This window comes from Gammaproteobacteria bacterium (genome assembly GCA_036383255.1).
In the GTDB taxonomy this organism is placed as follows: Bacteria; Pseudomonadota; Gammaproteobacteria; order Natronospirales; family REEB76; genus DASUBN01.
In genome coordinates this window covers 24030-45560 of the sequence record DASVOS010000014.1, presented here as the reverse complement: position 1 = coordinate 45560, position 21531 = coordinate 24030, and the positions used below count along the sequence as shown (strand labels likewise).

The window sequence follows — 21531 nt, the reverse complement described above, 5'->3', positions numbered from 1 at the left end:
TTCATGGCTCTAAGGTCATGGACAACCGGATAGGGGAAAAGTTCGCCAGGACTGGGGGATGCGAGTATATTTCGCGTCCTTCCGGGGGCTTGAAGGGGCCCCTGCCCGCTAGTCTAGCAGCCCCCACCGGGGCCGGCGGGCCAAGTCACCCCCATGCAGCAGACGGCCTCCTACGACGTGCTCATCATCGGCAGCGGCGCCGCGGGCCTCACCCTGGCCCTGCGCCTGCCCCCTTCCCTGCGCGTCGGCTTGGTCTCCAAGGGGCCCCTGACGGAGGGCAGCACCCTGTATGCCCAGGGGGGCATCTCGGCAGTCCTGGACGAGGCCGATTCCATCGAGTCCCACATCGAGGACACCCTCAACGCCGGCGCCGGCCTCTCCACCCCGGCCACGGTGAGATATGTCGTCGAGCAGGGACCTTCCTGCATCCGCTGGCTCATCGAGCAGGGCGTGAAGTTCACCCGCGACGAGGAGGCGCTGGGTGCCTACCACCTCACCCGCGAGGGCGGCCACAGCCACCGGCGCGTGGTGCATGCGGCCGACGCCACCGGCCGCGCCATCGAGACGACCCTCGAAGAGCTGGTGAGGAAGCGCGGCAACGTGACGCTGCTGGAGCATCACATGGCGGTGGACCTCATCACCGCCGCCAAGCTCGGTCTGCCGGAGCCCCGCTGCTACGGCGCCTACCTCCTGGACCGCCGGAAACGCAAGGTGCGGACCGTGGCGGCGCGGCACGTGGTGCTCGCCAGCGGCGGCGCCAACAAGGTGTATCTCTACACCAGCAACCCGGACGGCTCCACCGGCGACGGCATCGCCATGGCCTGGCGCGCCGGCTGCCGCATGGGGAACATGGAGTTCATGCAGTTCCACCCGACCTGCCTCTACCATCCGCGCGCGAAATCTTTCCTGATCTCGGAGGCGGTGCGCGGGGAAGGCGGCAAGCTGCTGCTGCCGGACGGCACGCCCTTCATGCAGCGCTTCGACAAGCGCGGCGAGCTCGCTCCGCGTGACATCGTGGCCCGCGCCATCGACCACGAGATGAAGCGCCTGGGCTCAGACCACGTGCTGCTGGACATCAGCCACCGGCCCGCGGACTTCATCCGCGAGCATTTCCCCACCATCCATGCCCGCTGCCTCGACTACGGCTACGACATGACGAAGGGGCCGATCCCGGTGGTGCCTGCGGCGCACTACACCTGCGGCGGCGTGCTCACGGACCTCGCCGGCCGCACTGACCTGCCGGGCCTCTACGCCGTCGGCGAGACCGCGTTCACGGGCCTGCACGGCGCCAACCGCATGGCCAGCAACTCGCTGCTGGAGTGCATCGTGTTCGGCTTCGCCGCGGCGGCGGACATCGCGGCCCAGGCCGGTGACGCGGAGCTGCCGAAGAAGCTCCCGGACTGGGACGAGAGCCGCGTGACGGACTCCGACGAGGAGGTGGTGGTATCCCACAACTGGAGCGAGCTTAGGCATTTCATGTGGGACTACGTGGGCATCGTGCGCACCGACAAGCGCCTGAAGCGCGCCCTCTCCCGCACCGAGCTCCTGCAGCACGAGATCGAAGAGTACTACGGCAACTTCCGCATCAACGGCGACCTCGTGGAGCTGCGCAACCTGACGCTGGTGGCGAGCCTCATCATCCAGTCGGCCCAGCGCCGCCGCGAGAGCCGCGGCCTGCACTACACCCTCGACTATCCCGAGGCGGACAAGAAGCGCATCCCGCAGAACACAGTCTTGGTCCCGCCTAACTTCGCCGGCAGCAACCTGCAGGTGAACTGGCGCTGATCAGGCTTTAGGTGTTCCGTAACGCAGCAGCACCTTGAGGCGCCGGAACCCTTCCGCCCGCACGCTGTCCTGGGCCAGCATCACGGTCCGCTTCTTGTCGCCCTCGTCCCGGAAGTACGCCACCACCAGCCAGTTGCCGATGTAGGCCTCCGGCAGCGGCTTGAGGGCGTGCTCGACGCCGTGCCGGTCGGTCATGTTCCAGCCCGCCTCCGGCGACCAATGCAGCCGCTTCGGCGTGCGCTGCATGAACACGTACATGTTCCAGACGAAGGCACAGATGATGGCGACCAGCAGCCCGATGCGGGTCACGGGCGCGAGAGGCAGCGGCAGGCACACCAGCGCGGCCAGGGAATGCATGAGGCAGAGGAACACGGCGGTGAGGCGCGAGGGCCTCACCAGGAGCTCAAGGGGCGCGCCGTAGGGCGTCGACGACACGGCACAGCTCCTCGGTGGCGGGGCGTTCGCGCCCGGTGACGTAGGCGAAGAGCACCGGGTCCTGCATCTCCAGCAGCTCCCGGAACGCGCCCTGCTCTTCCTGGGGCGCGGCGGGATAACGGGAATCCAGGTAGCGGACCAGCAGGAGATCGAGCTCCTTCATACCTCTGCGGCATTTCCATCGCAGCTGGGGAACTTCAGACACGTCTGCTAACCATCCCTGGTGCGCCTTCCAGCCCGGCCATCCCTGGCCGGTCGCTCGGCCGCATGCGGCCTCGCCCTCTACGGCAGCGCCACTTGAGCTGGGCGATCTCCGGCATGCGGGGCTTAGTGCTGACGAGCCGCCAAGAGCTTCTTGATCTCGGCGATGGCTTTCGCGGGGTTCAGGCCCTTCGGGCAGGTGCGGGCGCAGTTCATGATGGTGTGGCAGCGGTAGAGCTTGAAGGGATCCTCCAGCTCGTCCAGGCGCTCGCCGGTGTCCTCGTCGCGGCTGTCCACGATCCAGCGGTAGGCCTGCAGCAGGATGGCGGGACCCAGGTAGCGCTCGCTGTTCCACCAGTAGCTCGGGCAGCTCGTGGAGCAGCAGGCGCAGAGGATGCACTCGTACAGCCCGTCCAGCTTCTCCCGCTCCTCCTTGGACTGCAGGCGTTCACGGTCCGGCGCGGCGGACTGGGTGCGTATCCAGGGCCTGATGGAGGCGTACTGGGCGTAGAAGTTGGTGAGGTCCGGCACCAGGTCCTTCACCACCTTCATGTGGGGCAGCGGGTAGACCCGGGCGTCGCCCTTGATCTCGTCGCAGGCCTTGGTGCAGGCCAGCGTGTTGGTGCCATCGATGTTCATGGCGCAGGAGCCGCAGATGCCCTCGCGGCAGGAGCGGCGCAGCGTCAGGGTCGGGTCGATCTCGTTCTTGATCTTGAGCAGCGCGTCCAGGACCATCGGGCCGCACTTGTCCATGTCCACTTCATAGGTGTCGATGCGCGGGTTCTCGCCGCTGTCCGGATCGTAGCGGTAGACGCGGAAGCGCTTGACGTTCTTGGCGTCGATGGCCTTGAAGGTCTTGCCTTCCTTCATGCGGGAATTCTTGGGCAGCAGGAATTCAGCCATGGCGATCCCTCAATACACGCGCTTCTTGGGAGGAATAGGATCAACTTCGTCGGTCATCGTTTCCATGTGCACCGGACGATAACCGAACTCCACCTTGCCCTTCCCGTCCATCCAGGCCAGGGTGTGCTTCATCCACTTCTTGTCATCCCGGTCCGGGAAGTCCTCGCGGGCGTGGGCCCCGCGGCTCTCCTCGCGGTTCAGGGCGCCGTTCATGGTGACCATGGCGCAGCCCAGGAGGTTGTCGAGCTCCAGGGTCTCGACCAAGTCGCTGTTCCAGATGAGGGAGCGGTCACTCACCTTCACGTCCTGGAAGGAGTCGTAGACGTCCTTCAGGCGCTTCTTCCCTTCCGCCAGGCTCTTCTCGGTACGGAACACGGCGGCGTCGCTCTGCATCACCTTCTGCATGCGCAGGCGGATGGCGGCGGTGCTCTCCTTGCCGTCGGCGTGGCGCAGCCCGTCGAAGCGCGAGAGCACCTGGTCGGTGGACTCCTGCGGGAAGTTGCGCGGCGTCTTGCCGGGTTTCACGGTCTCGGCGCAGCGGTGCGCGGCGGAACGGCCGAACACCACGAGGTCCAGCAGCGAGTTGGAGCCCAGGCGGTTGGCGCCGTGCACCGACACGCAGGCCGCCTCGCCGATGGCCATGAGGCCGGGGACGACGCTGTCCGGGTTCTTGCCCTTCAGGGTCAGGGCCTCGCCGTGGTAGTTGGTGGGGATGCCGCCCATGTTGTAGTGCACCGTGGGCTGCACCGGGATGGGCTGCTTGGTCACGTCCACGCCGGCGAAGATGCGCGCGGTCTCGGAGATGCCGGGCAGGCGCTCGTGCAGCACCTCGGGCCCCAGGTGCTCCAAGTGCAGGTGGATGTGGTCCTTCTCGGGACCGACGCCGCGGCCCTCGCGGATCTCCATGGTCATGGCGCGGGACACCACGTCGCGGGAGGCGAGATCCTTGGCGTTGGGCGCATAGCGCTCCATGAAGCGCTCGCCCTTGCTGTTCGTCAGGTAGCCGCCCTCGCCGCGGGCGCCCTCGGTGATGAGGCAGCCGGCGCCGTAGATGCCGGTGGGGTGGAACTGCACGAACTCCATGTCCTGCAGCGGCAGGCCCGCGCGCAGCACCATGCCGTTGCCGTCGCCGGTGCAGGTGTGGGCCGAGGTGCAGGAGAAGTAGGTGCGGCCGTAGCCGCCGGTGGCGAGGATGGTCTGCTGCGCGATGAAGCGGTGCAGCGTGCCGGTGGCGAGGTCCCAGGCCACCACGCCGCGGCACTGCTCGCCCTCCATGAGCAGGTCCAGGGCGAAGTACTCGATGAAGAATTCGGCCTGGTGCTTGAGGCTCTGCTGGTAGAGGGTGTGCAGCATGGCGTGGCCGGTGCGGTCCGCCGCGGCGCAGGTGCGCTGCGCGGTGCCCTCGCCGTAGCGGGTGGTCATGCCGCCGAAGGGACGCTGGTAGATCTTGCCCTGCTCGGTGCGGGAGAACGGCACGCCGTAGTGCTCGAGCTCGATGACGGCCTGCGGCGCCTCCTTGCACATGTACTCGATGGCGTCCTGGTCGCCGAGCCAGTCGGAGCCCTTGACGGTGTCGTACATGTGCCAGCGCCAGTCGTCCTCGCCCATGTTGCCGAGCGCGGCGCTGATGCCGCCCTGCGCCGCCACGGTGTGGCTGCGGGTGGGGAACACCTTGGTGATGCAGGCGGTGGAGAGCCCCGCCTCGGCGAGGCCGAAGGTGGCGCGCAGTCCGGCACCGCCGGCACCCACCACCACCACGTCGTAGATGTGATCGACCGTCTTGTAGGCTTGGCTCACGTTCAGGCTCCGAAGGCGACGCGCAGCGCGGTGAACACGCCGATGGCGCCGAACAGGATGCAGGCGAATTTGACGAGCAGCAGGCTCGCGATCTTGAGCCCCTCCCCATGCACGTAGTCCTCCAGCACCACCTGCACGCCGAGATAAGCGTGGTAGAGCAGCGTGACGAGGAACAGGCTCAGGAGCACCGCCACCCAGGGGGTGTGCAGCCACACCACCACGACGACGTAGTCCTCGTGCACGAGCTGCAGCACCGAGCCCGCGAACCAGAGGCTCAAGGGGATGAGCGCCAGGGCGGTGACGCGCTGCGCCCACCAGTGGCCGGTGCCGCTCTTGGCGGAACCCAAGCCCCGCGCCTGTCCCAGGGGAGTGCGGAAGCTCATGGGGCACCTCCATAGGCGCGCCAGAGGGTGAAGGCGGTAAGGATCAGGGCCGCGACCCAGGCCACGTAGCCGGTGATATAGAAGGTCCTGATCTGGAAGCCCCAGCCCGCGTCCCAGCACAGGTGCCGGACACCGTTGCAGAGGTGGTAGTAAAGGGAGAAGGTCCAGCCGATGAGCAGGAACTGGCCGAAACCGGTGTGGAAGAAATCCGCCACACGGGCGTACTCCTCGGGGCCGGTGCCCGCCGCCACCAGCCACCACACCAGCGGGATGCTGCCCACCGCCAGCGCCACCCCGGTGACGCGGTGCAGGATGGACATGGTCATGGTGATCTGCCAGCGGTAGATGCCGAGATGCGGCGAGAGCGGTCTGTTATCGGCCATGCTTCACCTTCAAAAATCTATGCAGCGGCCATTCTTCTCCCAATCGCCGAAGCGGGTCGGCTCCGGCCCCTTGGGGCCGCCGATCTCCTTGGGCTGCTGGGACTTGGGCTCCGGAGCTGCCGTGCCGGGAAGCGGTTCCCGGTGGGCGTCTGGGGCCGGAATCTCGGTGCGCTGCTCGGACATGGGATGCCTTGCTCTTATAGCCGCCCATTTTACACCCAAAGCCCATCCCGCCCGAACCCCTTGACCGAGCGACTACAATAGATGAGCCGTCATGCTGCCCGACAAGCCCATCCTGGTTGACCTGTCCTACAAGGGCCTGCTCTGCGCGAGCGGACCGGACGCCGTGGCGTTCCTGCAAGGACAGTTCAGCACCGACCTCGAGCGGCTCACGCCCGATATCAGCCAGCTCAGCTGCTGGAGCAACGCCAAGGGCCGGGTGGTGGCGGTGCTGCGCCTGTTCCGCCGTGGCGAGCACATCCACATCGCGCTGGCAGCGAGCCTCAAGAGCGCGGTGCTGAAGCGTCTCTCCATGTATGTATTGCGCTCCAAGGTCCAGCTCGAAGACGCCGGCGACAGCATCTCGACATTGGGACTCATCGGCGAAGGCGCTCCCGCCCTCCTGGCCCAGGCTGGCATCCCCGTGCCGAGCCGGGTGAACGACCTCACCCGCATGGACGGCATCCAGGCGATACGCCTGCACGGCGACTCGCGTTACGCCATCTATGGCGGCGCCGAGGCCATGGCCGTGCTGAAGCGGCGCTGGGAGCCGGTCACCACCTCCGGCACCGAAGACATCTGGGCCCTGCACAAGATCCTCGCGGGAGAGCCCACGGTCTTCGCCGAGACCAGTGAGCACTTCGTCGCCCAGATGCTGGGCCTGGCGGAGCTGGGCGCCATCGACTTCAAGAAGGGCTGCTACATCGGGCAGGAGGTCATCGCCCGCGCCCACTACCGTGGCGGCGTGAAACGCCACATGGTGCGGGCCGAGAGCCGGACGAGCGTCCAGCTCAGGCCCGGCGCCCAGATCCATGCCCAGGGACACGATGCCCCCGTGGCGGAAGTGGTGGACGCCCGGCAGGACGCTCAAGACATCTGGCAGATCCTGATGGTGCTCCAAGACGATTTCAAGGACGCAGCGCTGCTGCACGCCGCCAGCGGCGCACCGATGAAACTCGTTTCATGGTAGACCCCCCTCGATTGTGAATCTTTTGTGACAGCGCTCCAGAACTCAACAAGAGGGATCGGAACACAGTCAGACTGACCTGCCTACCCCCTCCCCCAGTCCTCAAGCCTCAGATGGCGGCCCTACGCATCGCCAAGGCATAGAACCCGTCAGTGCCGTGCTTATGGGTTAGCAAGCGCAAGGCTCCCTCTGCACCCAAGCCTTCCGGCACTTCCGCGCCCTGGCGTTCCAATATCTGCGCCGCTTGCATCACCTGGAACTCCGGGTGCGCCGCCAGGAACGCCGCCGTGACGGCGCCATTCTCCTCCTCCAGCAGGCTGCAGGTCGCATAGACCAGCCTTCCACCCGGCTTCACCAGCTTGGCTGCCTCCGCCAGGATGCTGGCCTGGAGCTTGGTCAGCATGGCGAGGTCTATGGGCCGCCACTTGATGTCCGGGTTGCGGCGCAGCGTGCCGGTGCCGGAGCACGGCGCGTCCACCAGCACCGCGTCGGCGGTGCCGGCGTATTTCTTCAATATCGCCTCATGCTCGTCCCGGATGGCGAAGGCCTGGGCATTGTAGGCGCCGGCCCGGGCCAGGCGTGGCTTCATCTTCTCCAGGCGGCCGGGTGAGACATCGTAGGCGTTCAGCGCACCGGTGTTCTGCATCATGGCCGCGAGGGCCAGGGTCTTGCCACCGGCACCGGCGCAGAAATCCACCACCTTCTCCTTGGGCGCTGCCTCCGTCATGAGCGCCAGGAGCTGGCTACCCTCGTCCTGCAGCTCGAAGAGGCCTTCCCGGAACTCCTCGGTGTTGAACAAGGGTCCGCGCTTGTCCCGCTGCAGGCCGATGGGCGAATACTTCATGGGCTCGCAGGGATTGCCGGAGGCCGCGAGGCGCTGCATCAGCGTATCCCGGTCCGTGCGCAAGGTGTTCACCCGGATACCCACCTGGGCAGGCCGGTTGAGAGCTTCGCTGAGAGCGATGGTCTCGGCTTCGCCGTATTGCGCGACCAGCTTCTGTGCCAGCCACTCCGGCATGTTGATGCGGGCAGCGAACGGCAGGTCTTGGGTCTTCACGGACCGGACCCGCGCCACCAGTGCATCTGAATCCTTGAAACCGGCTTCGCCGAGGGCCCGGCCGCTCCAGCCGGAATACTTCAATAGATAGGTGGCCACCAGCCAGCGGGCGCGATCAGCGTCCTGCAGCAGCGGACCCGCCAGGGCTTCCAGCTCTGCCTTGCGGCGCAGGCAGCCGTAGACCGTCTCGGCGGCGAAGGCCCGGTCCTTGGAACCCATCTGGCGGTGGGCACGGAAGTACTGGTCTATGAGGTGGTCGGCAGGATGGCGCGTCTCGGAGAGGATGCTATGCAGTATCTCCGTCGCTTGGCCCAGCCTGGAACGCCCGTGGCGTACTTCATCGGACGCCACGGCTACTTCACTCCGGCCGCATCAGCGGGAACAGGATCACGTCGCGGATGGACGGGGAATCGGTGAACAGCATCACCAGCCGGTCTATGCCGATGCCCTCGCCCGCCGTGGGGGGCATGCCGTATTCCAGCGCCCTGACGTAGTCCGCGTCGTAGAACATGGCTTCCTGGTCGCCGGCGTCCTTCTCCGCCACCTGGGCGCGGAAGCGCTCCGCCTGGTCCTCCGGATCGTTGAGCTCGGAGAAGCCGTTGGCGAGCTCGCGGCCGCCCACGTAGAACTCGAAGCGGTCCACCAAGAACGGGTCCGAGTCCTTCTTGCGGGACAGCGGCGAGACCTCCGCCGGGTAGTCGATGATGAACGTGGGCTGCTTCAGGTCCGGCTCCACGGTGTGCTCGAACAGGGCGAGCTGCAGCTTGCCGGCGCCCCAGGCGGGCATGTAGGAGAGCCTCTGCTGGTCGAACACCGAGCGCAGGTAAGCCACGTCCCTGAGCTTCTTGGGATCGAGCTTGTTGGCGTGGGTGATGGCATGCTCGATGGAGAGGCGCTTGAAGGCAGGCCCGAAGTCGTAGGTCTCGCCCTGGTAGCCGATCTGGTTGCCACCGGTGAGGGCCGTGGCGAGGCTGCGCATCAGGCTCTCGGTGAGGTCCATCAGGTCCACGTAGGTTGCGTAGGCCTGGTAGAACTCCATCATGGTGAACTCGGGGTTGTGCCGGGTGGACACGCCCTCGTTGCGGAAGTTGCGGTTGATCTCGAACACCCGCTCGAAGCCGCCCACCACCAGGCGCTTCAGGTACAGCTCCGGCGCGATGCGCATGTAGAGCTGCATGTCCAGGGTGTTGTGGTGGGTGGTGAAGGGCCGCGCGGTGGCGCCACCCGGGATGGGATGCATCATGGGCGTCTCGACCTCGAGGTAGCCGAGCGAGTTCATGAAGTCCCTGAGGTGCTGCACGATGCGGGTGCGGGTGCGGAACACCTCGGCCGCTGCCGGGTTCATGATGAGGTCGAGGTAGCGCTGGCGGTAGCGGGTCTCGGTGTCCGAGAGGCCGTGGAACTTCTCCGGCAGCGGCAGCAGCGACTTGGAGATGAGGCGCAGCTTGTCGGCACGCACCGAGAGCTCGCCGGTCTTGGTCTTGAACATGTCGCCCTCGGCGGCGACGATGTCACCCACGTCCCAGGCCTTGAACTCGTCGTACACCTCGCCCAGCGCCGCGGCCTGCAGGAACAGCTGGATGCGGCCGGTGCTGTCCTGGATGTGGACGAAGCTGGCCTTGCCCATGATGCGCTTGGCCATCATGCGGCCCGCCACCTTCACCCGGGTCTTGTCCTGCTCCAGGGACTCGGCGCTGCGGTTGCCGAAGAGGCCGTGCAGGTCCGCAGCGAGCGCATCCCGGTGCACGTCGTTGGGGAAGGCCTGACCTTTTTCCCTCAGCTTCGCCAGCTTCTCCTTGCGGAGCTGGATGATGCTGTTCACATCTTGCTGCTGCTCTTCGGGTTGCTTATCGGTCATGTCATTCCCCGGTGATTCTTATAGGCCTTGCTTGAGCGAGGCTTCGATGAAGGGATCCAGCGCGCCGTCCAGCACCTTCTGCGGGTCGCCGGTCTCGTAGCCGGTGCGCAGGTCCTTGATGCGGGACTGGTCCAGCACGTAGGAGCGGATCTGGCTGCCCCAGCCGATGTCGGCCTTGCTGTCCTCCAGCTTCTGCTGCTCCTCGCGGCGCTTCTGCATCTCCATCTCGTACATCTTGGCCTTTAGCATCTTCATGGCGGTGGCGCGGTTCTTGTGCTGGGAGCGCTCGCTCTGGCAGGCCACCACGATGCCGGTGGGGATGTGGGTGATGCGGATGGCGGAGTCGGTCTTGTTGACGTGCTGGCCGCCGGCGCCCTGGGAGCGGTAGGTGTCCACCCTAAGGTCCGCCGGGTTGATGTCGATCTCGATCTCGTCGTCCACTTCCGGCGAGACGAACACCGCGGTGAACGAGGTGTGGCGGCGCGCGTTGGAATCGAACGGCGACTTGCGCACCAGGCGGTGCACGCCGGTCTCGGTGCGCAGCCAACCGTAAGCGTAGGGGCCCTCGTAGCGGATGGTGGCGCTCTTGATGCCCGCCACTTCGCCGGCGGAAGCCTCGACGAGCTCGGTCTTGAAGCCGCGCCGCTCGCCCCAGCGCAGGTACATGCGCAGCAGCATCTCGGCCCAGTCCTGGGCCTCGGTGCCGCCGGAGCCGGCCTGGATGTCGAGGAAGGCGTTGTGGGAATCCATCTCGCCGGAGAACATGCGGCGGAACTCCATGTCCGCCACCTGCTGCTCCATGCCCTCCACTTCGCGGGAGACGTCGGCCACGCCGGACTCGTCCCCCTCCTCGGCCAGCATCTCCAGCAGCTCACCGGAGTCGGCCAGGCCGGTGGTGAGCTTGTCCAGGAGGGTCACCACCTCGTGCAGGCGCGCCCGTTCGCGGCCCAGTTCCTGGGCGCGTTCCGGCTTGTCCCAGACCTTGGGATTCTCGAGCTCGCGGTCTACTTCCTGGAGGCGTTCGCGCTTGGCGTCGTATTCAAAGATACCCCCTCAGGGCGTTCGCGCGCCCTTGGAGATCGGTGATCTTGCTTCTAATGGGGTTAACTTCCATCCGTGCATTTTAACAGGGCTCAAGCTGGCTCGATATGCTCGACCAAGAGCTGGAGCCTTCTTTCCCCCTGGTACTCGTTCACGTCCGGCTTGAAGGCGATGCGCACCTGGCGGCAAGCCGCGGGGATATGGGAACCGGTGGTGCCGAAGGCGATGGCCTCGCAGCGGATGCCGTCGGGATGCTCCAGCACCAGCTTGAGGTGTCCGCTGCCCACGATGCGCCTGTCCAGGAGGCGGAATTCGCCGTCGAAGGCCGGTTCCGGGAAGCCCTGTCCCCAGGGGCCGGCGCCGCGCAGGAGCTCCGCCACCTCCAGGGTGAAGCAATCCCGTGGCAGTTCGCCATCGGAGTGCACCACGCCTTCCAGGTCCGCAGGCGTGAGCCAGCGGCGCGCCTCCTCCTCGAAGGCGGCGCGGAACGCGTCGAGACGCCCTGCCTCCAGGCTCAGGCCCGCCGCCATGGCGTGGCCGCCGAACTTGAGGATGAGTCCCGGGTGGCGGGTGGAGATGGCCTCCAGCGCATCGCGGATGTGCATGCCCTTCACGGAGCGGGCCGAGCCCTTGAAGCTGCCGTCGTCGGCACGGGCAAAGGCGATCACCGGCCGGTGCAGCCGGTCTTTCACTTTTGACGCTACTAAACCCACCACCCCCTGGTGCCACTCCTCGTTGTAGAGGGACAGGCCCATGGGCAGGCTGGGATCGTCATCGCTGAAGTCCAGGTGCGCCAGCACCGCCAGGGCCTCCTGCTGCATCCTGGCCTCGATGTCGCGCCGCTCCCGGTTGAGCTCGTCGAGCCGCGAGGCGAGCTCCCGGGCCCGGGCCTCGTCGTCCGTGAGCAGGCACTCGATCCCCAGGGACATGTCCGTGAGGCGGCCGGCGGCGTTGAGCCGCGGCGCCACCGTGAAGCCGAAGTCCGCCGCGGTGACGCGCCTGAAGTCCCGCTTGCCCGCCAGCATGAGGGCGCGGATGCCGGCGATGCAGCGGCCGGCCTTCACGCGCCGCAGGCCCTCCGCCACCAGCACGCGGTTGTTGCGGTCCAGCGCCACCATGTCCGCCACGGTGCCCAGGGCCACGAGGTCCAAGTGCTCCGCGAGGTTCGGCTCCGGGATGCCGCGCTCGGTGAACCAGCCGCTCTCCCGCAACTGCGCGCGCAGCGCCATGAGCAGGTAGAACACCACGCCCACTCCAGCGAGGGACTTGCTGGGGAAGGCATCGCCCGGGAGGTTGGGATTCAGGATCGCATCCGCCTCCGGCAGCGTGGCGCCGGGCAGGTGGTGGTCCGTGACCAGCACGCGCATGCCATGCTGCCGCGCTGCGCTCACGCCGGCGTGGCTGGAGATGCCGTTGTCCACGGTGATGATGAGGTCCGGCTTGCGTTCCGCCGCCAGCGCCACGATCTCGGGCGTGAGACCGTAGCCGTATTCGAAACGGTTGGGCACGAGGTAGTCGGCATGTTCGGCACCCAGGCGCCGCAGCGCGCGCACCATGAGCGCGGAGCTGGTGGCGCCGTCCGCGTCGAAGTCCCCCACCACCAGGATGCGCTGCTGCCGCTTGAGCGCGTCCGCCAACAAGCTGACGGCGTGCTCCATGCCGCCCAGCTGGCGGTAGTCCTCCAGCGCGCTGAGGGCGAGGTCCAGGGCCGCGGCGTCGGTGATGCCGCGGGCGGCATAGATGCGCCGCAGCAGGGGATGCAGCCCCGGCCAGTCCACTTCCGGCGCCGCGCGCCGCTCGATGCGCCGCGCCTTCATGATGTTCCCATGGGCCGGCCGAAGCGCCAGAAGCGTCGTGCGCCGCCGCGATCCAGCGTGAAGTCGCCGAGGCCGCCGAGATGCATGTCCAGGTGCCGCAGCGTGCCATCCTTCACGGCGGCGAGGAGCGGCGCAAACCAGCCCCGCTCCAGAGCGGCAACGTCTCCCGCCGCCAGGGCGATGAGACTGTCGCCCGTGATGCGCGCGCCGGCAGGCATGAGGGGCTCGCGTCCCGCCCACAGCGCGAGACCCTGAACCAGCGGCAGGTCGCTGACCACTTGACGTGGTGCGACCCCGCTCACGGGTGGCAGCCGGCCCCCACCCCAGAACCACAGGCTGTTGATGGGCGGCCGGCCCGCTTCTTCCCGCGCGCTGTTCACCGCGTGGGTATGGAACAGCATCTGCAGCTCGTTCATGAGGAGCTTGAGGCGCGCCGCATCTGGCCCCGTGGGCATGGCCGCCAGCACCGGGCCGCCCATGAAGGGCGCCGGGTCATGGGTGAACACGTCCAGGGGCTTGGGACAGCTAAGGTAACCGCGCAGTGGATGGGGGAACTCCAGGTGCCAGCCGTCATCCGCGAAGACCTTGTTGAAGGCCTCGGCCAGCGCCTGGGTCTCGGCATGGGCCAACTCCAATACCGACTGCGGCATCAGCACCAGCTGGTCCCGGTCCGGTGCGAGGTGCACCGGGTCGGCCCGCAGCCACCAGCTGTCATCGGCTGTACCGCCGTCCGCCAGGCGCGCGAAGGGCGCTTCCGCCACGGCGGCCGGCGCGAGGCCGAACAAGGGCGCGACACATCCATGCAGATGCCGCGTCTCGCGCCGTGCCGCGCGGGCGAGCATGCGTTCCAGGCTAGGCAGGCGCGGACGTCCCTGCTCCTGATGGGCCCGGAGCAGGTCGGGTATCGCGAGAGTGCAGGCGCTGGCGGGGGCGGCGTTCAATGCGGCTATTATATGCGGCATGAAGATATCCAAGGACACCATCGGCCGCGACACCAAGGTGATCCGCGCCTACGCGCCGGGCCGCGTCAACGTGAACGACGCCTTGCTCACCCGCAGCTTCGTGGTGGCGCCGGACCGGCTGGTGGAGGATTGGCCGCCGCAGCGCTTCGAGGAGCTGACCGCCGAGCACCTCCAGGCCGCCCTGGCACTGGAGCCGGAGATACTCCTCATCGGCACGGGAGCAAAGCAGCAATTCCTACCGGCGGAGCTGATGGCAGCCTTGAGCAAGAGCGGGATGGGACTGGAAGTGATGGATACGGCAGCGGCCTGCCGCACCTATAACGTCCTCCTTAGCGAGGATCGCAAGGTCGTTGCCGCTATTTTGATGATTTAAGACTATTCGAAGAGAGAATCTTCGGAAAGACCTTCCGCTTCGAGTATCTGGCGCAGGCGCTTCAAGGCATCCATCTGGATCTGGCGCACCCGCTCGCGGGTGACGCCGATGGTGTTGCCCACGTCCTCCAGGGTGCCCTTCTCCTGGCCGTTCAGGCCGAAGCGCTGCTCCACCACCTGGCGCTGCTTGTCGTTGAGCCTCGACAGCCACTTCTCGATGATCGTCTGCATGTCCGCGTCCTGCAGCAGGCGCGAGGGATCAGTGTTGTTCTCGTCGGGGATCGCATCCAGCAGCAGGCGCTCGCCGTCGCGGCCGATGGGCGAGTCCACGGACGCGATGCGCTCGTTGAGGCCGAGCAGGCGCTTCACGTCCTCCGGGGACTTGTCCATCACCGCCGCGATCTCCTCGGCGGTGGCGTCCCGGTCCAGCTCATGGGCGAGCTTGCGGGCGGTGCGCAGGTAGAGGTTCAGTTCCTTTATGACATGGATCGGCAGGCGGATGGTGCGGGTCTGGTTCATGATGGCCCGCTCGATGGTCTGGCGGATCCACCAGGTGGCATAGGTGGAGAACCGGAAGCCGCGTTCGGGATCGAACTTCTCCACCGCGTGGATGAGCCCGAGGTTGCCCTCTTCGATGAGGTCCAGCAGCGGCAGGCCGCGGTTGATGTACTTGCGGGCGATCTTCACCACGAGGCGCAGGTTGCTCTCGATCATGCGGCGGCGCGCGGACTCGTCGCCGCGCAGCGCGAGGCGGCCGTAGTAGACCTCCTCCTCCGCGCTCAGCAGGGGGGAATAACCGATCTCGGAGAGGTACAGGCGGGTGGCGTCGAGCTGGGCCTCGGACGCGGCGGGGACGGCCTCGCGGGCCTTAGGCTCGGCCTCTTCCCCTTCATCCTCCGCCTCGGCAGCCTCCATGAGCGGCTCGGCGGATTCTTCCTCAGCCAGAAGCTCCCCGGCCGGCGGCGGCTCTTCCGCCTCCAGCTCCACCAGGACCTCGTCCTGCGGGGCTTGGCCTTCGCGGTTCACGCAAAAGACCGCGGGGATTCTTCGTGAAGGGTCATGGAAGGAAGCATACCCTCAATCTCGCCAACAAGTCACTTGCGGGGCAGGTAGCCCAAGGGATCCACGGGCTTGCCCTGGTAGCGTATCTCGAAGTGCAGCACCGGGCGGCTGTCGCGCCCGAGGCCCATGGTGGCGATGCGGTCGCCGATGCGCACCATGTCGCCCTCCTTCACCAGGATCTGGTCGTTGTCCGCGTAGGCGGACAGGAAAGCTTCGCTGCCCTTGATGATGATGAGCTTGCCGTAGCCGATGATGCCGCTGCCGGCATACACCACCTTGCCGCTGCTGGCGGCGCGGATCTCGGTGCCCTGCGGCGCGGTGATGTCCACGCCCGTGGCGAGGCGGCTGCCCGCGTGGAACGAGCGCACCACGCTGCCCTGCACAGGCCAGGCCCACTGCAGCGGGCCGGAGGACGGCGGCAGCCTGTCGTCCACGCGCTTCACCGGCGTGTAGGGCGCGGCGCGTTGCGAGGAACTCACCGGGGCCTGCAGCCTGAGCTTGTCGCCCGGATGGATGATGTAATCCGGGCCCAGCTTGTTCCAGGAAGAGACGTCGTGGTAATCGAGGCCGTAGCGCCAGGATATGGAATACAGGGTGTCGCCCGGCTTCACGACATAGCTCGCCGGCGCGGATTCCAGCGCGGCGCCGTCCTGGGGCGCGTTCCACTGCAGCGCGCCGGCGCAGCCTTCCAGCAATAACGGAAGTGACAGCGACAGCAACCACGCGGCTAGCGCGCGCTTCACTCGAGCCCCCCGAGCAAAGGCACGAAGCTCACCTTGTCCAGCACCTTGCGTTCGTAGTCCTTCTCGCCCTTGCGCACGATGAGCAGGAGATCCTGGGAGCCGGGCGGCCCCACCGGGATCACCATGCGCCCGCCCACCGCGAGCTGCTCCTGCAGCGCCGGCGGCACCTCCTCCGGCGCGGCCGTGCAGATGATGCCGTCGTAGGGCGCGTGCTGGGGCCAGCCCCAGCCGCCGTCGGCGTGGCGGAAGAACACGTTGCGGACGCCGATGGAAGCGAGCGTCTGGCGCGCGCGCTGCGACAGCGCCGCCAGGCGCTCCACCGTGTACACGCGCTTCACCAGCGCGGCGAGGATAGCGGTCTGGTAGCCGCAGCCGGTGCCCACCTCCAGCACCTTCTCCAGCGGGCCGCCGGCGGTGAGCGCCTCGGTCATGCGCGCCACCACGTAGGGCTGTGAGATAGTCTGGCCGAGGCCGATGGGCAGCGCGGTGTCCTCGTAGGCGCGGCTCGCCAGGGCCTCGTCCACGAACAGGTGGCGCGGCGTGGAACGGATGAGGTTCAGCACGAAGGCATCGCGGATGCCCTGCTCCTTGAGGCGCTCCACCAGCCGGTCGCGGGTGCGCGCCGAGGTCATGCCGATGCCGCGGGCCTCGCTCACAGCGCGATGCCCTGCAGCCACTGGGACAGGTTGTCCAGCGCCGTGTAGCGCGTGAGGTCGATCTGGATGGGCGTCACCGAGATGCAGTGGCGGCGGATGGCGTTGAAGTCGGTGCCGGGCCCCGCGTCCTGCTCCGCTCCCGGCGGCCCGATCCAATAGATGGGGCGGCCACGGGGGTCGGTGTCCTTCAGGACAGGCTCGGAGCGGTGGCGGTGGCCCAGGCGCGTGGCTTCCACCGCCTCGATGCGATCCCAGGGCAGGTCGGGCACGTTGACGTTGAGGATGGTGTCCGCCGGCAGCGGATGGGACTGCAGCCGCTTCACCAAATCACAGGTGAAACGCGCCGCGGTGGCGTAGTGCTTGGGCGGGCCGTCCAGCACCAGGGATACGGCCACCGCCGGGAAACCCAGGAAGCGCCCCTCCATGGCCGCTGCCACGGTGCCTGAGTACAGCACGTCATCTCCCAGGTTGGCGCCGCCGTTGATGCCGGAGACCACCATGTCCGGAGCCTCATCCAGGAGGCCGGTGACGGCGAGGTGCACGCAGTCGGTGGGAGTGCCGTCCACGGAGATGATGCCGGGGGCCTCGTCCCGCATGCGGATGGGCGAGCTCAGGGTCAGGGAGTTGCTGGCGCCGCTGCGGTCCCGGTCCGGGGCCACCACGGTGACGGCGGCGAAGCCCTTGAGGGCCTCCGCCAGGGTACGCAGCCCTGGTGCGTGGAAACCGTCGTCGTTGCTGAGCAGGATCCTCAACTCGCGCCCCGGGATACATGCATTATTATGCTAAGGATACCGTAAAGGCCGCCCCAAACCCCATGCGCCGCAAGCACGAGCTCAGCGACGAGGACCGCCAGCTGTTCCGGGATTCCGTGAAGGGCGCGAAGCCCCTGCGCGCCAAGAAGAAAGCGGCGGCACGCAAGGCCAAGCCGGCGCCGCGGGCGCGCTTCGCGGACGCGGAGCGCCGTGCGGTGCTGGAGGAGAGCCTGAGGCTCGACCTCTCGGACGACGGCGCCTTCAGCGGCGAGGACCTGTGGTACGCCAAGACCGGCGTGCAGCATGCGCTGATGCGCAAGCTGCGCCGCGGCCAGTTCAGCGTCCGCGCCGAGCTGGACCTGCACGGCATGCGCAGCGAGGACGCCCAGGTGGCGGTGGCGGAGTTCCTGTACGAGGCAGGGCAGCGCAACTACCGCTGCGTGCGGATCATCCATGGCAAGGGCCTGGGCTCGGGACCCAAGGGACCGATCATCAAGCAGAAGCTGGGCGGCTGGTTGCGGCAGCGGAAAGAGGTGCTCGCCTTCTGCTCCGCGCGGCCCGTCGATGGCGGGACGGGAGCGCTGTACGTGCTCTTGGGTAGGAGTTAAGACAAGACGACATCCCTGTCCAAATCCGTTCCGGCCCCTCCTGGGGCCGGGTTACTTTTGGCGCGCCAAAAGTAACCAAAACCGCTCACCCGCAGCGCGGGCCGCGAAACGCGGCTACCCTGCGCGTGCTGCCCTGCTGTCCAGACGGACAGCGTTCGCGGCATGCCGCTCACCCTTCACTGCGGAGTTCCGCACACGGCATGTCCCTATGCCGCGTGCGGAAGCTCACCATCCCTGGCTTCGCCCCCTGCGGGGCTTGCCTTGCTCAGTCCAGTGCTCGGCTCGCGCTACGGGGCAAGAGGAAGAGACGCGAGTTCTTCCCGTCCCCTTGGATGCCGGCGAGCACTGGAGCGAGCAAGCCAAGCCGAAGGGCGCCGCCAGGGACGGCGGCGCCTTCACACGCGAGGCAGGAGGCCTCGTGTGTGAAGCTGCGCAGCGAGCGAAGCGCGCAGCTTCAGCCCGCTTCGGGCCGGCATCCGGGGGAAGCGCTTCTTTGGCTACTTTCTTGTCGCGACAAGAAAGTAGCCCGCTCCCCGCTGGGGAGCGGAACTTCTTATTTCTTCTTGGCAGCCAGTTGCGCGACGAGGTCCTTCAGGACCCGCTGGGTCTCATCGCTGAACCACACCGCCGTCATCTCGCTGCGGGTGACGGGCAGCAGGGTGTCGAAGAGCCTGGCGTAATCCTCCCGCAGCACGTTGCGGGTGGCATGCAGTGCGCTCTGGGGCAGGCTCAAGGCATGCTGGCACCAGGCGATCGCCTTCGGCACCACTTCCTCGGGCGCGACCACCTCATCCACCAGCCCCGAAACCAGCGCCTCGTCAGGCGAGACCAGCAGGCCGCGCACCGCGAGCCGCTCCGCCTGGCGCTGGCCTACCACGCGGGTGAGGCCCGCCAGGATCACCCGCGGCACCGGCAGGCCCACCATCACCTCATTGAGGCCGATCTTGAACTTGCCCTGGGCCGCGATGCGGTAGTCGCAGAAGAGGGAGATGACGGCGCCGCCCGCCGGGCTATGGCCGGTCATGGCGGCGACGGTGGGGATGGGCGAGGTGGCGACGCCGCGCAGCATGCCGAAGAAATCGGTCCAGAAGCGCTCCATGCCCGCCTTGTCCAGCCCCAATAGGTATGGCACGTCGAGGCCGGCGGAGAACATGTTCGCGACGCCGGAGATCACCAGCGCCTTGGCGCCCTCCTGCGGCGCCGCCTCCACGGCGGCCTTGAGTTCCTGCACCAGCGGATGATGCAGCGCGTTCACCGGCGGGCGCTCGAGCCGAAGCTCCAGGATGTCGCCGTGCTTAATCTTCGTGAGCATCTTCTTCTCCCTCGAAATCGATTAGCTCTCTCAATACGGTAGTGGCGTAGGCCCCCGCCGGCAGGAAGAACTCCAGTATCAGCCCGTCTGCTTCCTCGTTCCAGGCGAAGTCCCGCACCGGCAGGCGCAGGCTGCGCCGTGCCCTCTCCATGCCGATCCTCTCGAGGCCGGCTGTGATCACGGGATAGCGGGCGGCCGCTTCCGCTTCCAGGGCTTGGACTTCACCGGAGACCATGGGGTCACCCTTGCCCCACAGGGGGCCCGTGGGATGCACATCGCCGCGCGTGAGGCGCGCCGCGAGCGCCGCGTCCCCCTCCTGTGCCTTGAACACGCTGTGGCTGCCGTCAAGCATGAGGACTTCACCCGGCAGGACCTTATTCCAGGTCTCTGCCCGCACCCGCGCCGACAGGAGGTCGTTGAACACCAGGCTGCGGGCGGCGGACAAGAGCAGGCTGAAGAGGCGCCGGTCGTGGATGCGCAGCTTCCCCGAGAGTGCGGCTTCCGCCTTCCCGATGTTCGCGGCGCCACGGCCGAAGCGCTGCACGCCGAAGTAGTTGGGTACGCCCTGGGCCCGGATCGCTTCCAGCTTCGGCACGAGTGCGCTCACGGGGCCGCTGAGCTCCCGCAGCTTGAGGCGGAAGCGGTTTCCCTCCAGCGCGCCGGTCTTGAGCTTGCGGCGGTGGCGCCCGGACTTGAGTACCTTGAACTCACCGGACGGCAGCGCGGCCCAGTCCGGCTCGGGCTTGCGGTCCAGGTTCAGGGTGAAATGCTGGACCGTGACGGCATGCCGGTCCTTGAGTCCGGCATAGCCGACTTCGCGGCCCTGTATGCCGGCGTGCCGGGCCAATTGGTCCGCCACCCAATGGGTGTTGGCGCCGCGCTTCTCCACCGTGAGCATGACGTGGGGCCCTTCCCCGTCCGCCTCGAAGCCCAGCACTTCCTCGACGCGGAAGTCTTCGGGCTCGGTGCGGATGCGGGCCGTGAGCGACACGGGCCCGTGGGCGCGCGCCCAGTCGGGAAGCTTGTCCATGGGGATCAAATGTCTTCGAGCAATGCCACGGCGTGGGCGGCGATGCCCTCGCCACGGCCGATGTGACCGAGGCCTTCGTTGGTGGTGGCCTTGACGTTCACCCGCTCCGCCAGGAGGCCGAGATCCGCCGCCAGATTCGCGCACATGGCGGCCACGTGAGGCGCGAGCTTGGGGGCTTCAGCGATGACGCTCACGTCCACCTGGGCGGGCTTGAGCTTGCGGGCGGCGATGAGCTTCACCGTCTCCCTGAGCAGCATGCGGCTGTCGGCGCCCTTCCACCTGGCATCCGTGTCCGGGAAGTGGCGGCCGATGTCGCCCAGGGCAGCGGCGCCGAGCAGCGCGTCGCAGACGGCGTGCAGCACCACGTCCCCGTCGGAGTGGGCCTTCACGCCTTTCGAGTGCGGGATGCGCACGCCACCCAGCATCAGGTGGTCGCCGGCGGCGAAGGCATGCACGTCGTAACCGTGGCCTATCCTCATGTTCAGGCTCCGCCGCGCTGCGCGAGGATCGCCTCGGCCAGCGGGATGTCGTCGGGACGGGTGATCTTGATGTTGTCGCTGCGCCCCTCCACCACCAGCACCGGGTGGCCGGCCCGCTCCATGGCGCCCGCCTCGTCGGTGGGCGGCGCGCCGGTGCGGATGGCGGCCTCCAGCGCGTCCATCAGCAGGCGGTAGCGGAACATCTGCGGCGTGAACGCGCGCCACAGGTCGGCGCGCTCGGGGGTGCCGGTCACGCGGCGCTCGTCATCCACCCGCTTCACGGTGTCCGTCACCGGCGCGCCGAGGATGGCGCCCACCGGGTCCTGGCCGGCCATCTGCAGCAGCAGCGAGAGGTCGCGCGGATGCAGGCAGGGCCGCGCCGCGTCGTGCACCAGCACCCAGTCGTCGTCTTTCAGCTCGTCGCGCAGGGTCATGAGCGCGTTCAGCACCGAGTGGGCACGGGTCTCGCCGCCGGAGGCGACGCGCACCGGCTTGGGGCGCTGGCCCGGCAGGTAGCGCTGCCAGTAGGGATCGTCCTTCGCCACCGCCACGGTGACGCCGTCCACCGCCGGCTCCGCCAGCAGCACGTCCAGCACCCGCTCCAGCAGCGTGCGGCCGCCGAGGGAAAGGTACTGCTTGGGGATGGCGCTGCCCATGCGCGCGCCGCTGCCGGCCGCGGGGATCACCGCCCAGTACCGCGCGCTCACGC

The 21531-nt window shown here is 67.7% G+C and carries 24 protein-coding genes; 4 read left to right on the top strand and 20 right to left on the bottom strand.

Annotation, left to right across the window (positions count from 1 at the left end; genetic code table 11):
• Positions 1–153: 153 nt before the first annotated feature.
• Positions 154–1785 carry an L-aspartate oxidase gene (gene nadB / locus VF651_09695; protein HEX7965979.1) on the top strand — a complete coding sequence of 544 codons (1632 nt, stop codon included), beginning with the start codon at positions 154–156 and terminating at the stop codon, positions 1783–1785.
• Here the strand turns inward: nadB and VF651_09690 are convergent, their stop codons facing one another.
• The 7 genes from VF651_09690 to VF651_09660 all read right to left on the bottom strand — a co-directional run bounded on the left by VF651_09690 (position 1786) and on the right by VF651_09660 (position 6070).
• On the bottom strand, positions 1786–2220 hold the full coding sequence (locus VF651_09690; protein HEX7965978.1) for a protein YgfX: 435 nt from the start codon (positions 2218–2220) through the stop codon (positions 1786–1788).
• Positions 2189–2383, bottom strand: a complete 195-nt coding sequence (locus VF651_09685) for a succinate dehydrogenase assembly factor 2 (protein HEX7965977.1) — start codon at positions 2381–2383, stop codon at positions 2189–2191. The genes VF651_09690 and VF651_09685 overlap by 32 nt, the downstream gene beginning before the upstream one ends.
• A gap of 164 nt (positions 2384–2547) precedes the next feature.
• Positions 2548–3324, bottom strand: coding sequence for a succinate dehydrogenase iron-sulfur subunit (locus VF651_09680; protein HEX7965976.1), 777 nt, complete (start codon positions 3322–3324; stop codon positions 2548–2550).
• 9 nt (positions 3325–3333) lie between these two features.
• Entirely contained in the window at positions 3334–5121 is a 1788-nt protein-coding gene (gene sdhA / locus VF651_09675; GenBank protein ID HEX7965975.1) for a succinate dehydrogenase flavoprotein subunit, read from the bottom strand.
• A 2-nt stretch (positions 5122–5123) separates the two neighbouring features.
• Positions 5124–5504 carry a succinate dehydrogenase, hydrophobic membrane anchor protein gene (sdhD, locus tag VF651_09670; protein HEX7965974.1) on the bottom strand — a complete coding sequence of 127 codons (381 nt, stop codon included), beginning with the start codon at positions 5502–5504 and terminating at the stop codon, positions 5124–5126.
• Positions 5501–5887 carry a succinate dehydrogenase, cytochrome b556 subunit gene (sdhC, locus tag VF651_09665; protein HEX7965973.1) on the bottom strand — a complete coding sequence of 129 codons (387 nt, stop codon included), beginning with the start codon at positions 5885–5887 and terminating at the stop codon, positions 5501–5503. Before sdhC ends, sdhD begins: the two co-directional genes overlap by 4 nt.
• A gap of 9 nt (positions 5888–5896) precedes the next feature.
• Positions 5897–6070, bottom strand: coding sequence for a DUF1674 domain-containing protein (locus VF651_09660; GenBank protein ID HEX7965972.1), 174 nt, complete (start codon positions 6068–6070; stop codon positions 5897–5899).
• 91 nt (positions 6071–6161) lie between these two features.
• On the opposite strand from VF651_09660, the gene VF651_09655 reads away from it, so the two are divergent.
• Positions 6162–7076 carry a folate-binding protein gene (locus VF651_09655; protein HEX7965971.1) on the top strand — a complete coding sequence of 305 codons (915 nt, stop codon included), beginning with the start codon at positions 6162–6164 and terminating at the stop codon, positions 7074–7076.
• A 106-nt stretch (positions 7077–7182) separates the two neighbouring features.
• Here VF651_09655 and VF651_09650 read toward each other — a convergent pair whose 3' ends face one another.
• The 5 genes from VF651_09650 to VF651_09630 form a co-directional block, all read right to left on the bottom strand.
• Positions 7183–8481 carry an RsmB/NOP family class I SAM-dependent RNA methyltransferase gene (locus tag VF651_09650; protein HEX7965970.1) on the bottom strand — a complete coding sequence of 433 codons (1299 nt, stop codon included), beginning with the start codon at positions 8479–8481 and terminating at the stop codon, positions 7183–7185.
• Positions 8482–8488: 7 nt separating this feature from the next.
• Complete coding sequence (gene lysS / locus VF651_09645; protein HEX7965969.1) at positions 8489–9988, bottom strand: lysine--tRNA ligase; 1500 nt, start codon at positions 9986–9988, stop codon at positions 8489–8491.
• An 18-nt stretch (positions 9989–10006) separates the two neighbouring features.
• A protein-coding gene (gene prfB / locus VF651_09640) for a peptide chain release factor 2 (GenBank protein ID HEX7965968.1) occupies positions 10007–11102 on the bottom strand; the annotation gives its coding sequence in 2 pieces (ribosomal slippage) (positions 10007–11029 and positions 11031–11102; 1095 coding nt in all).
• Between the two features lie 19 nt (positions 11103–11121).
• Positions 11122–12846: a single-stranded-DNA-specific exonuclease RecJ gene (gene recJ, locus VF651_09635; GenBank protein ID HEX7965967.1), complete on the bottom strand. Its 1725-nt coding sequence runs from the start codon at positions 12844–12846 to the stop codon at positions 11122–11124.
• On the bottom strand, positions 12843–13808 hold the full coding sequence (locus VF651_09630) for a hypothetical protein (protein ID HEX7965966.1): 966 nt from the start codon (positions 13806–13808) through the stop codon (positions 12843–12845). Before VF651_09630 ends, recJ begins: the two co-directional genes overlap by 4 nt.
• On the opposite strand from VF651_09630, the gene VF651_09625 reads away from it, so the two are divergent.
• On the top strand, positions 13807–14181 hold the full coding sequence (locus tag VF651_09625; protein ID HEX7965965.1) for an Mth938-like domain-containing protein: 375 nt from the start codon (positions 13807–13809) through the stop codon (positions 14179–14181). The genes VF651_09630 and VF651_09625 overlap by 2 nt on opposite strands.
• A gap of 2 nt (positions 14182–14183) precedes the next feature.
• On the opposite strand, the gene rpoS is transcribed toward VF651_09625, so the two are convergent.
• The 4 genes from rpoS to surE form a co-directional block, all read right to left on the bottom strand.
• Positions 14184–15206, bottom strand: coding sequence for an RNA polymerase sigma factor RpoS (gene rpoS, locus VF651_09620; GenBank protein ID HEX7965964.1), 1023 nt, complete (start codon positions 15204–15206; stop codon positions 14184–14186).
• A gap of 68 nt (positions 15207–15274) precedes the next feature.
• Entirely contained in the window at positions 15275–15985 is a 711-nt protein-coding gene (locus VF651_09615; protein HEX7965963.1) for a peptidoglycan DD-metalloendopeptidase family protein, read from the bottom strand.
• Positions 15982–16617 (bottom strand): protein-L-isoaspartate(D-aspartate) O-methyltransferase, encoded by a 636-nt coding sequence (locus VF651_09610; GenBank protein HEX7965962.1) that lies wholly within the window; start codon positions 16615–16617, stop codon positions 15982–15984. The genes VF651_09615 and VF651_09610 overlap by 4 nt, the downstream gene beginning before the upstream one ends.
• A gap of 20 nt (positions 16618–16637) precedes the next feature.
• Entirely contained in the window at positions 16638–17393 is a 756-nt protein-coding gene (gene surE, locus VF651_09605) for a 5'/3'-nucleotidase SurE (protein HEX7965961.1), read from the bottom strand.
• A gap of 62 nt (positions 17394–17455) precedes the next feature.
• Between surE and VF651_09600 the strand changes: the two genes are divergently transcribed.
• Positions 17456–18001, top strand: a complete 546-nt coding sequence (locus VF651_09600; GenBank protein HEX7965960.1) for a Smr/MutS family protein — start codon at positions 17456–17458, stop codon at positions 17999–18001.
• Positions 18002–18554: 553 nt separating this feature from the next.
• Here VF651_09600 and VF651_09595 read toward each other — a convergent pair.
• The 4 genes from VF651_09595 to ispD are packed head-to-tail and all read right to left on the bottom strand — an operon-like array spanning position 18555 to position 21529.
• Positions 18555–19313, bottom strand: a complete 759-nt coding sequence (locus tag VF651_09595) for an enoyl-CoA hydratase/isomerase family protein (GenBank protein HEX7965959.1) — start codon at positions 19311–19313, stop codon at positions 18555–18557.
• Positions 19297–20343 carry a tRNA pseudouridine(13) synthase TruD gene (truD, locus tag VF651_09590; protein ID HEX7965958.1) on the bottom strand — a complete coding sequence of 349 codons (1047 nt, stop codon included), beginning with the start codon at positions 20341–20343 and terminating at the stop codon, positions 19297–19299. The genes VF651_09595 and truD overlap by 17 nt, the downstream gene beginning before the upstream one ends.
• A gap of 5 nt (positions 20344–20348) precedes the next feature.
• Positions 20349–20822 (bottom strand): 2-C-methyl-D-erythritol 2,4-cyclodiphosphate synthase, encoded by a 474-nt coding sequence (ispF, locus tag VF651_09585; protein ID HEX7965957.1) that lies wholly within the window; start codon positions 20820–20822, stop codon positions 20349–20351.
• A gap of 2 nt (positions 20823–20824) precedes the next feature.
• On the bottom strand, positions 20825–21529 hold the full coding sequence (gene ispD / locus VF651_09580) for a 2-C-methyl-D-erythritol 4-phosphate cytidylyltransferase (protein ID HEX7965956.1): 705 nt from the start codon (positions 21527–21529) through the stop codon (positions 20825–20827).
• Between the last annotated feature and the right edge of the window lie 2 nt (positions 21530–21531).